This window comes from Catellatospora chokoriensis, from assembly GCF_011297315.1.
Classification (GTDB): domain Bacteria; phylum Actinomycetota; class Actinomycetes; order Mycobacteriales; family Micromonosporaceae; genus Catellatospora; species Catellatospora citrea.
The window spans coordinates 141,637-155,279 of sequence record NZ_JAAOTI010000002.1; the positions used below are offsets into that span (position 1 = coordinate 141,637).

A 13,643-nucleotide genomic window follows, 5' to 3' on the forward strand; every position below is an offset into this window, starting at 1 on the left:
CGATGCAGGAGACGTCGATCAGCCGCGGCACCGCCGGATCGCTCAGCGCGGCACTGCTGGTCCTGGTGCTGGCCTACCTCTACGGAGCCGTCGCCTACCTCGTCAGCGACGCGGCGTACTTTCCCGAGCAGTCCCCGCCCGGCTGGTCCTGGCCGGCCGTGCTGGTGACCATGTTCGGCTTCGTGCCCGCGGCGGTCCTGCTGCTGTTCGCCTGGGGGGCGTGGCGTTCGCCGCGGGTGCGCGCCGACGCGTTCACCCGGCGGCTGGTGGCCGTCGCCGGGGCGGCCGCCGTGCTGATGCTGCTGGTGATGGCCACCCCGCCCGGCTGGGAGCTGTTCGACTGGTACGTCAGCTGACCGGCTGCTGCTCCGGCTCGGAGCGGCGCACCGTGCGCTGCTCGGCCCACTGCGACGTCTCGGCGGCGACGAGGCTCTCCACGTTCTCCACGAGCAGGGTGTCGGCGCGCTCGCCGTCGTAGGGGACCGCGCCCGCGCTCCACACGACCGCCTCGCGCTGCATCGCGACCAGCGTCGCGCTGGCCCGGATCCAGCTCTCGCCGGGCCGGACCAGCTGCCGCAGCCCGGCCAGCACCGCGACCAGGGCGCCGAGCACGGCGGTGACGGCGGTGGACGCGCCGAGCGCGGCCGCGGCGGGGATGCTCGCGGCGATCACCACAGTCACGCCCTCCACCGTGTAGTTGGCGATCCGCTGGCGGCGCACCTGCTTCGAATACCACAGCAGCCGCTCCTGCACGCTCATCGGCAGCTGCGCGCCGCCCGGTGAGGTGAGCCGCTGCCACCAGATGCCCTGCGCCGTGCCGTCCGCCATCGCGTCCCTCCCGGAAGTCCCGATGATGGTGGCACGCAACGGGTTCCCGGGCCAGACCCGAGCGCCCAAGCCGACAACCCCGGCTGCGAAAGGAAGGGCACCTTCTTAACGGACGTCCGTGTAGAAGGTGCCCTTCCTTCGCTGCTGTGCGGCGGCGGCTCAGATACCCGCCAGCGCTTCCGTCGGCGTGAGCCGGGCGGCTCGTACGGCGGGGTAGAGCCCCGCCACCGCGCCGATCAGCAGCGTCGCGGCGAACCCGCCCGCCGTCGCCCACAGCGGCACCACGGCCGGCCAGTCCTGGGTGGCCGCGTATCCGCCGGTCACCACGGTGCCGATCAGGATGCCGCCGAGGCCGCCGAGCGCGGACAGCAGCAGCGACTCCACCAGGAACTGCAGCAGGATCTGACCGCGGGTGGCCCCGAGCGCCCGGCGCAGGCCGATCTCCGACCGGCGTTCGAGCACCGAGATGACCATCGTGTTCGTGACGCCGATCCCGCCGACCAGCAGTGCCACCGCGCCCAGGCCGAGCAGCAGCCCGCCGAACGTGTTCTCGGTGATCGACTTGGCGGCCAGCGCGTCGGACGGTCGCGATACCAGGACCTCGCTGGGCGCCCCCGGCTTCACGGTGCGCGGCAGGGTCTTGCGCACCTGGACCACCGCGTCCTCCGCCGTTCGCGTGTAGACGGTCGTCGGGTGCCCGTCGAAGCCGAGGTAGGCCACCGCGGCCGACCAGCCGACGAACACGGCCCGGTCCAGGTCCTCGGCCAGCGGCACCGGCCGCAGCACGCCCACCACGGTGAAGCGGTGGCTGCCGACGACGATCTGCGGCTGTGCCGCGGTGTCGCCGACGCCGAGCCGCTGCGCCGCGGTCCAGCCCAGCACGGCCGTCGGGAAGTCGGCGCTGGGCAGGCTCAGCCAGCGCCCGCTGACCGGGCTGAGCCCGACCGTCTCCGGCAGGTCCAGCCGGCCCGCGTACACGGTGAGGCTGCCGGTCTGCGCGGGGTGGACGTGCTCGTTGCGGTACGCGTGCACGTCGGGCAGCCGCCCGACCGCCGACACCGCCTCCACCGACCCGATCCTCGCGATCATGCCGATCGCCTCGTTCGGCAGCTGTGTCGGCTTGTCGTCCTGCGTTCGGCCCGCCTCGACCGTCAGCAGGTTGGTGCCCAGCTCGTCCAGCTGCCGGTCCAGTTCGGCCTGGCTGGAGCTGGAGATGCCGACCACGGCGATCATCGCGGCGATGCCGATCGCGATGCCGAGCGCGGACAGGAACACCCGCAGCCGGCGCGACCGCAGCCCGGCCGCGCCGACCCGCAGCACGTCACCGGGCGACAGCCGCCCGGGGCGGGGTGGGGCGCTCACCGCGCCGCCCCGATCCGGGCGGCGAACGGCGCCACGCCGGCCTCGCGCTCGTCGCGCACGATGAGCCCGTCGGAGACCTCGACCCGCCGCGGCAACCGCGCGGCCAGCTCCCGGTCGTGGGTGATGACCACGACGGTGGTGCCGGCCTCGTTCAGCTCCGTCAGCAGGCCCAGCACGGTCTCGCCGGAGGCGGAGTCGAGGTTGCCGGTGGGCTCGTCGGCCAGCAGCAGCGGTGGATCGCCGATCAGCGCCCGCGCGATCGCCACTCGCTGCCGCTCACCGCCGGACAGCTCGTGCGGACGGTGGTGCAGCCGGTGGCCCAGGCCGACCCGCTCCAGCGCGGCGTCGGCCCGCCGCAGCCGCTCCGGGGCGGCCACGCTCGCGTAGAGCAGGCCGTCGGCCACCGCCGCCCGCACGGCGACGCCCGGGGTCAGGTGGAACTGCTGGAAGACGAAGCCGATCGTGGCGGCCCGCAGCCCGGACAGCTGCCGGTCGGACAGCGCCGCCACGTCGTGCCCGCCGATGCGGACCTGGCCGCTGGTGGGGCGATCCAGAGTGCCGATCAGGTTGAGCAGGCTGGACTTGCCCGACCCGGACCGCCCGACGACGGCGACCGCCTCGCCGTATCCGATGTCGAGGCTGACCCCGCGTACGGCCCGTACCCCACCGGGGTAGGTCTTGGTGACGTCCGTCAGCTCGACCACGTTCACTGGGCCACCCCCACGGTGACACCCTCGGTGATGCCGTCGCCGGTGATCTCGACCTTGCCGCCCGCGAACAGCCCCGTCTGCACGGGCACGATCCGGCTGGTCGCACCGTCGCGCACCTCGACGCCGTAGCCGCGCTCGCCGACGGCGACCAGGGCCTGGATCGGCACGACCAGCACGTCGGCGTGCTCGGCGGTGACGAACCGGACCCGCACGGCCCCGGGCTCCGGCTCGGTGCCGGCTTTCAGGGCCAGCTGCACGGTGACCGTCGGCGGGCCCTGCTCCGGTGTCTGGCCGGCGGGTGCCCCGTCGGCGGGTGTCACCACGCCGAGCACGGTCGCCTCCGCCGCCGCTCCGTCGGGCAGCGTCACGGTGGCCTTGGCGCCCTTCTTGGCCAGGTCGGGTTCGGTGGTCGGCACCTTCGCCGTGACGACCAGGGTGGTCGGACCGGCGGTGACGACGTCACCGGCAGCCGGTGCCCCGAGCCGGGCCGAGTGGGCGGCGATCCGCAGCGCACCGGGCGCGACGATGACGTCCGTCGGCGCCACGGTGCCCGTGACGGGCCGCCCCAGATCCTTCTGCCAGCGCTTCACCGCGGCCGCGGTCGATGCGGAGTAGGAGGCGTCGGTCTCGAAACCGGTGTACTTCAGTGCGGCCAGGTTCGCCTCGAGCTGGGCGACGTCCGGGCCTTTGACGCCGTCGGCGAGCGGGCGGTAGAACGGCAGCTCCCCGTAGAGCAGCACGACCGGGTTGTTGTCCGCCCGCAGCAGCGGCTGTCCCCGCTGCACCGTGCTGCCGACCGCGGCGAGCCAGGTCAGGGTGCCGACCGCCTTGGACGTGACCGCCGCCGGCTGGCCGTAGCCGATCTCGCCTTCGACGACCTTGGCCGCCGTGATCGTGGTCCGGGTCACCTTGACCGTGTCGACCGTCGGAGCGCCGACGGGGCTGTCGTCCCCGCCGCCGGTGAAGACCCCGGCGGACATCGCCGCCGCGGTGGCGACCACCGCGGCGGCGACGACGCCGAACAGCACCCGACGCCACCGGCCGCTCATCCGACACCCGTCAGGTCGCTGGTGTCCGGCATGCAGATCTTCGCCGCGGCCTTGACCGCGGGCTGCTGCATCTTGGCCCTGTGTTCGTCCTTCTGGCGGCGCAGGGTGGCCCCGTCGATGGGCGCGGGGTTGGGATCGGGGTCGGGCCAGTCGGGCACGCCGTTCTCGCGCATGCACTTCGCGACCTCCCGGTCCTCGCGCAGCCGCTCCTCGGACGGCTTCTCGGGAGTGTCCATCACCGGCGGGTCCAGCGCGGGCCACCTCTTGAAGCAATCGATCATCTCGGGGGTGAAATCGCCCTCCGGCACACCCGAGAAGTCGTCCAGGGTGTCGTGCCCGAGGTAGCGGACCTGTAGGCCCGTCTCGTTCAGGCACGTCGCCAGGTTCTCCTTCTGCTTGTCGTAGGCGTCCCACTGGCCGGCGGCGCCGGTCTCCGACGCCGCGCCGGTGGTCGTCTCCGACGTGTCCGGCCCGCACGCCGTCAACACCGTCACCAGCAGCGGCCCGCAGGCCGCCAGTGCCGCGTACCGGATGCCACGCCTTGACCGGCGGCCCACACGTCTGCCGTCGATTGGCATCTACTTCTCCTTGGGGGCTGGGTTCGCATCGCGGAGGACGTGTCCGATCCGGAACGTCGCTCGCGAAGCCTGTCCTGGACGGCGGAGGGGGTCTCCGTCGTCTCGGTACACAGTCCACCAAATGAGGTGTTAACAGGAGGTTAACGAACTTTCACACATACCGCTAACATCATCCGAAATGGATGCATAGCGAATCCTTGGCACGGAGGCGGATCAGGACCGGGGAGCGTCGCCGCGGGGCAGGATCACGCGCACGGACAGGCCGCCGTCGGGGCGCGGGATGGCCAGCGCGTCGCCACCGTGGGCCTGGGCGACCGCACGCACGATGGACAGGCCCAGCCCGCTGCCCCGGGCCGAACCCACCCGGTCGGTGAGCCGGCGGAACGGCTCGAACAGCACCGGCACCTCGTGCGGCGAGATCAGCGCGCCCGTGTTGGTCACGATGACCTCGGCCTGCCGGTCCTCGGCCAGGGTCTGCACCCACACGGAGCCGTGCGGATGGTTGTACCGCACAGCGTTGTCGACCAGGTTGCGGATCAGCTGCTCCAGCAGCACCGGGTCGCCGACCACGGGTGACGCCACGAGCTTCGACTGGACCTGCACCCGCTGCTCCACGGCCGCCTTCGCGGTGACGTCGAGGGCGTACTCCGCCAGTTGTGCCAGGTCGACCGGCCGCCGATCGGTGACCGCGTCCTCCGCCCTGGCCAGGGTGAGCAGCGAGTCGATCAGCCGTTCGTGGCGCACGTTCACCGCGAGCAGGTTCTCGCCGAGCCGCAGCACCTGCGGCGAGCTGTCCGGACGGGCCATCGCCACGTCGAGCAGGGTGCGGTTGAGCGCGATAGGGGTCTTCAGCTCGTGGGCGGCGTTGGCGATGAACCTGCCCTGCCCGGCGAACGCCTCGTCGAGGCGGTCGAGCATGCTGTCGAACGAGTCGGCCAGGCTCTTCACCTCGCTGGGCGGACCGTCCAATTCGATCCGCTTGTGCAGGGTGCGCCCGGCGATCCGGTGCGCCGTCTCGGTGATCATGTTGAGGGGGCGCAGCAGCCGTCCCGACAGCCACCAGGCTCCGGCGGTCGCCACCAGGCACACCGCCAGCAGGGTCAACCCGCCCTTGAACAGCAGGTTGTCCCGCATCGAGTCCAGGATGATCTGTCTGGAGACCTCGTCCTCGCTGACCACCTGGGCTATCCAGGCCTCCGCTGTGGGGTCGTACTTGTCCAACTTGCGCGCGAAGACGACCGCCAGGCTGTAATCCATGCTGTTCTGGACCAGGATCAGCACGCCGCCGAGCACCACGCTGCCGGCGAGCAGGAACATCAGCCCGAACATGAGGGTATGGCGCACCCGCAGGCTGCCGTGCCACGAACCCTTCATGGCAGCCGGTGCCCCGGAGCGTTCACCGTCTCGGCGAGCTGCGGCTGCCCCTGAGCACCCGAGTGCGCCACCACGCTCCCCAGCGCCCGCACCCGGGCCACCAGCTCGGCGAACGCGAACGGTTTGGCCAGGTGGTCGTCGGCCCCCACGCGCAGCCCGGCAACCCGGTCGGCATCGGAGACGAAGACGCTCAGCATCAGCACCCGAACACCCGTCCCGGCCGCCACGATCCGGCGGCAGACCTCGTCCCCGCGCACCCGGGGCAGACCCAGGACCACCACGTCGTATCCGCCGGCGGCGAGCCTGTCCAGCACCTCGGCCCCGTCGTGCGCGACGTCCACCGCGAACGCCTCCTGCCGCAGGCCCTCGGCGATCGCCCCGGCCATCAGTTCCTCGTCGTCCACCACGAGCACCCGCATCGCACCCTCCTCGCCAGACTGACCTGGGCAAGTATCCGGAGGTCGCGTTAGCGGGCGGTGAACGGTTCCGCTCACACGCCGCTAACGCGCCGGAGGCCGCGCCAAGGCCGGACTGTCGCGGATGCCGCTCCGCGGTGGGCTACTTCGGCTGCTCTTCGAGGTCGAGGCAGACGCTGTTGATGCAGTAGCGGGCGTCCTTGGGCGTGAAGCCCTCACCGTCGAACCGGTGCCCCAGGTGCGAGTCGCAGTTGGCACACCGCACCTCGACCCGCAGCATGCCCATCGACCTGTCCTCGATGTACTTGATGGTCCCCGGCAGCGCCTCGTCGAACGACGGCCACCCGCAGTGGCTGTCGAACTTCGTCACGCTGTCGAACAGGGCCACGCCACAGGCCCGGCAACGGTAGGTGCCCGGGGTCTTGGTCTCGACGTACTTGCCGCTCCACGGGGCCTCGGTGCCCGCCTGCCGCAGCACCCGGAACTCCTCGGGGTTGAGGCGCACGCGCCATTCCTGCTCGCTCAGCTGGCTCACGTTCTGCTCCATGCCTCGACCGTACGCGGTAGCGTCGGGCCATGCCCAAGGCCCCAGCGCTCGAGTACGAGGTCGGTAACCGATCCGTAAGACTCAGCAGCCCGGACAAGATCTACTTCCCGGAGCGCGGTTTCACGAAGCAGGACGTCTTCGAGTACTACCTGGCCGTGTCCGAGCCCATGCTGCAGTACATGCGCGAGCGGCCCACCATGCTGCAGCGCTTCCCGGACGGCATCGGCGGGGAGATGTTCTTCCAGAAGCGGGTGCCGACCCGCGGCGTGCCCGACTGGATCACCACCGCGGAGATCAAGTTCCCGAGCGGGCGCAAGGCCGACGAGCTGTGCCCGAAGGAGCCCGCGGCCCTGCTCTGGGCGGCCCAGATGGGCACCATCGTGTACCACCCGTGGCCGGTGCGCGCCCCCGCCACCGAGCACCCCGACGAGCTGCGCATCGACCTCGACCCGCAGCCCGGCACCGACTTCGCCGACGCGGTCAAGGTGGCGGGGCTGGCCCGTGCGGTGCTCGACGACGCGGGCCTGGTCGGCTTCCCGAAGACCTCCGGCGGCCGGGGCGTCCACATCTATGTGCGGATCAAGCCCGACTGGACGTTCGTCGAGGCGCGCCGGGCGGCGATCGCGTTCGCCCGGGAGCTGGAGCGGCGCGACCCCAAGCTGATCACCACGGCGTGGTGGAAGGAGGAGCGCGGCGAGCAGGTCTTCATCGACTACAACCAGATGGCCCGGGACCGCACCATCGCCGCGCCGTACTCGCTGCGCGCCAACCCCCGCGCCACCGTCAGCACCCCGGTGACCTGGGACGAGCTGACCCAGGTCGAGCCGAACGACTTCGACCTGCGCACCGTGCCGCCGCGGCTGGCCGAGGTCGGCGACCTCTACGCGGGCATGGACGAGGTGCGGCACGACCTCGGCACGCTGCTGGAGTGGTGGGACCGCGACGAGCGCGACCGCAAGCTCGGCGAGATGCCGTACCCCCCGGACTATCCGAAGATGCCCGGCGAACCGATGCGGGTGCAGCCCAGCCGCGCCAAGGACCCCGTCGAGCAAGCCGAGGGCTGACCGGGCGCGGCCTCAGGCGGGTAGGCCCAGCTCCGCTGCGCGCATTCCGGCCTGGAACCGCGAGTCGGCCTCCAGCTTGGTCATCAGCTCGGCCACGCGACGCCGGTAGGTGCGCAGCGAGACGCCGAGCCGCCTGGCCGCGGACTCGTCGGTCGCGCCCGAACCGAGCGCCTGGAGGATCAGGCGGCTGTCGGCGTCGAGGTGCGGGACGTCGTCGCGCAGGTAGGCGTCGAGTTCGACGGCGCTGTCCCAGACCGCCCGGAACAGCGAGTGCACGCCGTCGACCAGGACCTGCGAGGTCGTCACGGTGTACTCGCGGCCGCCCGGGGTCTCCCGGCCGGCGAGGATCATCACCCGCTGGTCGATGACGATGGTCTCGTGCGGCAGCGGCGAGCCGCTGATCCGGACTCCGGTGCCGTTGCGCTGCACCTGGCGCAGGTGCGCGCGGGCCTGCTCGTCGGCGAGCGCGACGGGGCTGAGCAGCTTGCGGCAGGTGAAGCCGGTCGAGGCCGCGGCGCGCACCCGGTTGCGGATGGCGCACATGGCCTCCGGCTGTGACCAGGTCCGCATGTCCCGGGCGGCGCACACGAACTCGGTCCGGGCGGACTCGATCAGATGGCCGGCCCGCGCGATCAGCTCCGCGTCCCCCTGGATCGAGACCACCTGTTCGCTGCGCATCCTGCCAGTGTGGCAGCAAGTGGCCAAGAGCTCGCCGACCCCTCGGGCGTCGGACACCATGGGCGCATGACGATCATGAACTTCTCGCTCGGCGGGGACCTGCCCGTCAGGCGGCTCGGCTTCGGCGCGATGCGCCTGGCGATGGGCACCTTCGACGGACCGTCCCGGCCCGCGGAGAGCGGCATCGCGGTGCTGCGGAGGGCTGTCGAGCTGGGTGTGAACCACATCGACACGGCCGGGTTCTACGGCCGGGGTGAGGTGCGGGCGAACGACCTGATCCGCACCGCGCTGAGCCCCTACCGGGACGACCTGGTGATCGCCACGAAGGTCGGGCCGCTGCCGGGGCCGACCGGCGCGCCGAGCGGGCAGGCGGCGCCCGGTCAGCTGCGCGGCCTGGTCGAGGCGGACCTGCGGGCGCTCGGGCTGGACCGGCTCGACCTGGTCTACCTGCGGGTCGGCGGGATGGCCGGGCCGGGCGGCGAGTCGATCGCCGAGCGCTTCGCGGTGCTGGCCGAGCTCCGCGCGCAGGGGCTGATCCGGCACCTCGGGGTGAGCAACGTCGACGGGGCGCAGCTGGCCGAGGCCCGGGAGATCGCACCCGTCGCGGCGGTGCAGAACCGGCACAGCGGTGACCGGGGGGTGCTGAGCGAGTGCGAGCAGGCGGGCATCGCGTACGTGCCGTACTTCCCGCTCGGCGGCGGCGCCCAGCGGCTCGACGCCGACCGGCTGGGCGTCGTCGCGGCTCGCCTGGGCGCCACCACGGCCCAGGTCGCGATCGCGGCGCTGCTGGCGGCCTCGCCGGCGGTGCTGGCCATTCCCGGCACCGGCTCACTCGATCACCTGGCGGAGAACGTCGCGGCGGGCGACCTTCACCTCACCGACCAGGACCTGGCCGACCTGCGAGGCTGACCGGCCGGCTGCCGGCCCGAGGTGGGGAGCCGCTGACGGAGATGCCCCGCCACCGAACCGGTGGCGGGGCATCGCCGCGCTACGACGGCTCACTGCGCTGGGCACACCGTGCCCGGTGGCGGCACCACCAGGTTGATCAGGAAGTCGTTGACGTGCTTGTTGATGCAGCGCGTCTCCGGGTAGGCGGTGTGGCCCTCGCCGTCCCAGGTGAGCACGACGCCCACGCCGAGCATGTCGGCGAGCTTCTGGGTCTGCTCGTACGGCGTGGCCGGGTCGCCCTTGGTGCCCACCACCAGGATCGGCGGCGCCCCCTCGGCCTTGCCGGTCGGGTACGGGTCGCGCTGGGCGGGCCAGACCGAGCAGGTGAGCATGCCCACCGCCAGCGGTGCGCCGAACAGCGGATACTTCACCCGCCACTCCGACTGCAGCCGGCGGATGTCCTCCACGGAGGCCGGTTTGCCGTCGTCGGCGCAGTTCACCGCGGCGTTCGCGTCGAACAGGTTGGTGTACTGGCCGTTGGCGTCGCGGTCGGCGTACGAGTCGGCCAGCGCGAAGATCGCCTCGGACTTGCCGTCCTGCAGGTCCGCCAGCGCCTGGCCCAGGTCCGGCCAGCGGGCCTGGGTGTACAGCGACGACACCACGCCCCAGAAGATCCAGCCGGCGGTGGCCTTGCGCCCGTCGGGGTTGCCGACCGGGTTGGTGTCAGCCTCCTGCATCAGCTTCTCCACGACCGCGCGGGCGTCGCCGTCGATCGGGCACTGGGTCTTGTTCTTCGCGCACCAGGCCGAGAAGTTGTCGAACGCGCGCTCGAAGCCCATCGCCTGGCTCTCCGACGACTGGGTCGAGGACTGCAGCGGATCCACGGCGCCGTCGAGCACCATGGCCCGGATCTCCTTCGGGTACAGCTGCGCGTACACCGCGCCGAGCAGCGTGCCGTAGGAGTAGCCGAGGTAGTTCATCTTGCCCTCGCCCAGCGACAGCCGGATGGCCTCCATGTCCCGCGCGGCCTGCTCGGTGGCGAACAGGCCCAGCCGGTCGCCGTACTTGGCCTTGCAGCCGTCGGCCATCTTCTTGGTGAGCGCCAGGACCTCGTCGAACTCCTCCTGCGTCACCGGATCCGGCTGGCTGGCGAAGGTGGCGTCGAGGTCGGCGTCGGTGTAGCAGTCCACCGGGGTGGACCGGCCCACGCCGCGCGGGTCGAAGCCGACGATGTCGAACCGCCGGGTGATCTCCGCGGGCAGGCCGAGCGTCAGGTATGCCGCGAGGTCGACGCCGGACGCGCCCGGCCCGCCCGGGTTGACCATCAGCGCGCCGATGCGGTCGCGCTGGTCGGTGGCCCGGGCGCGCATGACCTCGATGTCGAAGGTCTGGCCGTCGTCGGGCTTGTGCCAGTTCTGCGGCACCTTCACGATCTTGCATTCGAAGGTGTACCCCGACGGAGCCTTGCCGAGCAGGTCGGCGGCGATCTCCGGGCACAGCCGCCAGCCCGGTTCGGGGCTGACGGCCGCGGACTCGGGGCGGCGGCCGAAGTCGGGCAGCGGGAGTATGCACCCGGTGGTGGTCAGCGCCGAGGCCGCCAGCGCGACGACGGCGCGCACCACCTTCTTGTCAAGCCTGAGTCGCACGAGCGTGTTCACTCCCCCCGGAACGGATCCGCCCGAGCCTACGGGGTACGCAGTACCTCGTCGACGTTGAGGCTGATAGGACGGTCGAGTTGGTCATAGGTGCAGGACCGGGGGTCGCGGTCGGGCCGCCAGCGCTTGAACTGGGCGGTGTGCCGGAAGCGGTCGCCCTCCATCGCGTCGTAGCCGACCTCGACCACGAGTTCGGGGCGTAGCGGTTCGAAGCCAAGGTCCTTCCCCCCACTCCATCGGCTCGGCGCGCCCGGCACGCGCTGACCCTCCGAAGCCGACCCCCACGTGTGCTCCGCGGGGTTGCGGTAGGGAGCCAGCTCGTCCAGCAGTTCGGCCCGGCGTGCCGCGGTGAACGCCGAACTCGCGCCGACGTGGTGCAGCACGCCGTGCTCGTCGTACAGGCCGAGCAGCAGCGATCCGACCACCGGCCCGGAGGTGTGGTACCGGAACCCGGCCACCACCACGTCCGCGGTGCGCGCGTGCTTGATCTTGAACATCAGCCGTTTGCCGGGGGAGTAGGGCATGTCGGCCGGTTTGGCGATGAGCCCGTCGAGCCCCGCGCCCTCGAACGCGGTGAACCACTCCCGGGCGGTGTCGGCGTCGGTGGTGACCGGGGTCAGGTGCACCGGCGGCTCGACGTGGGCGAGGGTCTGCGCCAGCAGCGCCCGGCGCTGGGCATACGGCTGGTCCATCAGCGACCGGTCGCCCAGCGCCAGCAGGTCGAACGCGATGACGTCGGCGGGGGTCTCCACGGACAGCTTGTTCACCCGGGAGGCCGCCGGGTGGATGCGCTGGTTGAGCATGTCGAAGTCGAGGCGGGGGATGCGGTCGGCGTCGCGGCGGATGCAGACCAGCTCGCAGTCGATCACCGACCGGGTCGGGAACTGCTTGAGCGCCAGATTCACGACCTCGGGAAAGTATCGGGTCAGCGTCTTGCCGCCCCGGCTGGCCAGCTCGACCTCGTCGCCGTCACGGAAGATGATGCAGCGGTAGCCGTCCCACTTGGGCTCGAACGTCATACCCGGCGCATCGGGAATCTTCGACACCGGCTTGGCCAGCATCGGTTCCACAGGGGGGTTCACCGGCAGATCCATGTCACCAGTCAACCAGCAAACCGCCCACCCCGCGCCAATCCCCCCGTTTTCCCAGCCCCTTCTCACCTTTCCCGTCGATCATGAACTTATGGCACGGCTCGACGGTGTGTCGTGTCCACAACTTCATGATCATTGGGTCGGATCCGGGTCGGGAGCGGGCTGATCCTGCTCGAACCGGAACTCGCGGATGAAGCAGTCCCGCGGCTGGCCCACCGCGAACAGCACGCAGTCGGCGACCGAACGTGCCGTGAGCATCGCCCCGGCGGTACGCGGCCCGTCCTGCACGAAGTCCGGCGGGTAGAGCGAGATCACCCGGATGCCCTCGGGGCGCAGCCGGTGCGACAGGATGCCGGCCAGCCCCGCCTGCGCGTGTTTGGCGGCGTAGAAGGCCGGATGGGCGGTCGAGCGGTGGTGGCCGGTCTCGCCGCAACCGGAGATCAGGTTGACGATGTCCGGTCGCGCCGATGCCCGCAGCAGCGGCAACAAGTGCTTGATCAGCAGTGTGGTCCCGGTAGCCGCCCCGCTGATCATCGACACGATGGCGTCGTCGGGGGCGTCCTCCAGGCCCGGCCCCTTCGCGTACGCGGCCGCGTTGTTGACGAGCACGTCGAGGTGGCCGGTCCGCTCGGCGAGTGCCGCGGCGAACCCGCGCACCGCGTCGGGGTCGGACAGGTCGCACCGGAACGCCTCGGCCCGGTCCGGCCCGTCTCTGTTGATCAGGTCAGCGGTGGCGGTGGCGGCGCCGACGTCCCGGGCGGACAGGTACACGTGCGCGCCCCGGGCCGCGAAGTCGGCGGCGAGCAGCCGCCCGGTGTCCCGCCCCGCGCCGGTGACCGCCACTCTCAGCCCCTCGAAGATCATGCCGAGATCCCACCACCTCCACCGCGCTTGAGGTCAACCCGCCCGGCTTCAGTGGCGGCCGACCGCGAGGGTGAGGACGATGGGCAGTTCCTGGTCCTCCCAGGCGACGACCACGCTGACGTGACGGTCGCCCCGCCGCCACAGCGGGGCGGCGCCGCCGGCCACGTTGCACAGGTAGGCGGTCAGCGGGGTCGGCGCGTGCCCGCGCATCGAGCTGTCCAGGATCTCACCGAGGTCGATCCGTTCCGCGGCGCCCCAGCGCTCGGTCAGCGCGGCGACCAGCCCGTCGCGGGCGGCCTCGTACTCCCGCAGCACCGGCTCCGCCACCTCGTGATCGTCCTCGTCGTAGAAGTCCTGGCTGGTCATCAGGTAGGCGACGTGCAGGCCGGGCTCGGCGATGCCGTCGGCCCGGTGCGTCACCGTCTCGGCGTACGGCTCGGTCAGCAGGCGCTCGGCGGTCGTGATCCATTCGTCCACGCGCGGCAAGGTAACAGCAGAGTCCGACGGGCGGAACCGGGCGAAGACCTGACCGCCGCACC

15 protein-coding genes and 1 pseudogene are annotated in these 13,643 nt (G+C 71.8%); 3 read left to right on the forward strand and 13 right to left on the reverse strand.

The genetic code is table 11. The features are described from left to right. The first annotated feature begins 2 nt into the window (after nucleotides 1-2). Nucleotides 3-356, forward strand: coding sequence for a hypothetical protein (locus tag HAV39_RS03205; RefSeq protein WP_191837659.1), 354 nt, complete (start codon nucleotides 3-5; stop codon nucleotides 354-356). Here the strand turns inward: HAV39_RS03205 and HAV39_RS03210 are convergent. The 8 genes and pseudogenes from HAV39_RS03210 to msrB form a co-directional block, all read right to left on the reverse strand. Continuing rightward, nucleotides 349-828, reverse strand: coding sequence for a DUF4231 domain-containing protein (locus HAV39_RS03210; RefSeq protein ID WP_155387313.1), 480 nt, complete (start codon nucleotides 826-828; stop codon nucleotides 349-351). The genes HAV39_RS03205 and HAV39_RS03210 overlap by 8 nt on opposite strands. Nucleotides 829-987: 159 nt before the next feature. Continuing rightward, the gene (locus tag HAV39_RS03215) at nucleotides 988-2,190 is read right to left on the reverse strand and encodes an ABC transporter permease (protein ID WP_203736139.1); all 1,203 of its coding nucleotides are present in this window, start codon (nucleotides 2,188-2,190) and stop codon (nucleotides 988-990) included. Next, nucleotides 2,187-2,894 (reverse strand): ABC transporter ATP-binding protein, encoded by a 708-nt coding sequence (locus HAV39_RS03220; protein WP_191837965.1) that lies wholly within the window; start codon nucleotides 2,892-2,894, stop codon nucleotides 2,187-2,189. Before HAV39_RS03220 ends, HAV39_RS03215 begins: the two co-directional genes overlap by 4 nt. Nucleotides 2,895-2,896: 2 nt before the next feature. Beyond that, nucleotides 2,897-3,949, reverse strand: coding sequence for a peptidoglycan-binding protein (locus HAV39_RS03225; RefSeq protein WP_191837660.1), 1,053 nt, complete (start codon nucleotides 3,947-3,949; stop codon nucleotides 2,897-2,899). Beyond that, entirely contained in the window at nucleotides 3,946-4,527 is a 582-nt protein-coding gene (locus HAV39_RS03230; RefSeq protein ID WP_191837661.1) for a hypothetical protein, read from the reverse strand. Before HAV39_RS03230 ends, HAV39_RS03225 begins: the two co-directional genes overlap by 4 nt. 213 nt (nucleotides 4,528-4,740) lie before the next feature. Beyond that, nucleotides 4,741-5,901, reverse strand: a complete 1,161-nt coding sequence (locus HAV39_RS03235; RefSeq protein WP_191837662.1) for a sensor histidine kinase — start codon at nucleotides 5,899-5,901, stop codon at nucleotides 4,741-4,743. Nucleotides 5,902-5,978: 77 nt separating this feature from the next. After that, a pseudogene (locus tag HAV39_RS03240) lies at nucleotides 5,979-6,320 on the reverse strand (response regulator transcription factor); the annotation flags it as partial. Nucleotides 6,321-6,459: 139 nt separating this feature from the next. Then, entirely contained in the window at nucleotides 6,460-6,864 is a 405-nt protein-coding gene (msrB, locus tag HAV39_RS03245) for a peptide-methionine (R)-S-oxide reductase MsrB (RefSeq protein WP_120318712.1), read from the reverse strand. A gap of 29 nt (nucleotides 6,865-6,893) precedes the next feature. Here msrB and ligD point away from each other — a divergent pair, with 29 nt between their 5' ends. Further along, nucleotides 6,894-7,928 carry a non-homologous end-joining DNA ligase gene (gene ligD, locus HAV39_RS03250; RefSeq protein WP_191837664.1) on the forward strand — a complete coding sequence of 345 codons (1,035 nt, stop codon included), beginning with the start codon at nucleotides 6,894-6,896 and terminating at the stop codon, nucleotides 7,926-7,928. Nucleotides 7,929-7,940: 12 nt separating this feature from the next. Here ligD and HAV39_RS03255 read toward each other — a convergent pair whose 3' ends face one another. Continuing rightward, nucleotides 7,941-8,606: a helix-turn-helix domain-containing protein gene (locus tag HAV39_RS03255; protein ID WP_191837665.1), complete on the reverse strand. Its 666-nt coding sequence runs from the start codon at nucleotides 8,604-8,606 to the stop codon at nucleotides 7,941-7,943. A 66-nt stretch (nucleotides 8,607-8,672) separates the two neighbouring features. Here HAV39_RS03255 and HAV39_RS03260 point away from each other — a divergent pair, with 66 nt between their 5' ends. Beyond that, nucleotides 8,673-9,515 carry an aldo/keto reductase gene (locus HAV39_RS03260; RefSeq protein WP_191837666.1) on the forward strand — a complete coding sequence of 281 codons (843 nt, stop codon included), beginning with the start codon at nucleotides 8,673-8,675 and terminating at the stop codon, nucleotides 9,513-9,515. A gap of 89 nt (nucleotides 9,516-9,604) precedes the next feature. On the opposite strand, the gene HAV39_RS03265 is transcribed toward HAV39_RS03260, so the two are convergent. From HAV39_RS03265 to HAV39_RS03280, 4 genes are all read right to left on the reverse strand, one after another. Beyond that, nucleotides 9,605-11,140 carry an alpha/beta hydrolase gene (locus tag HAV39_RS03265; RefSeq protein WP_191837667.1) on the reverse strand — a complete coding sequence of 512 codons (1,536 nt, stop codon included), beginning with the start codon at nucleotides 11,138-11,140 and terminating at the stop codon, nucleotides 9,605-9,607. A 38-nt stretch (nucleotides 11,141-11,178) separates the two neighbouring features. Continuing rightward, the gene (locus tag HAV39_RS03270) at nucleotides 11,179-12,243 is read right to left on the reverse strand and encodes an ATP-dependent DNA ligase (protein WP_191837668.1); all 1,065 of its coding nucleotides are present in this window, start codon (nucleotides 12,241-12,243) and stop codon (nucleotides 11,179-11,181) included. A 129-nt stretch (nucleotides 12,244-12,372) separates the two neighbouring features. Then, entirely contained in the window at nucleotides 12,373-13,104 is a 732-nt protein-coding gene (locus tag HAV39_RS03275) for an SDR family oxidoreductase (protein WP_191837669.1), read from the reverse strand. 48 nt (nucleotides 13,105-13,152) lie between these two features. Next, a complete protein-coding gene (locus tag HAV39_RS03280; protein ID WP_191837670.1) occupies nucleotides 13,153-13,581 on the reverse strand; it encodes a hypothetical protein in 429 nt (142 codons plus the stop codon). Nucleotides 13,582-13,643 lie beyond the last annotated feature (62 nt).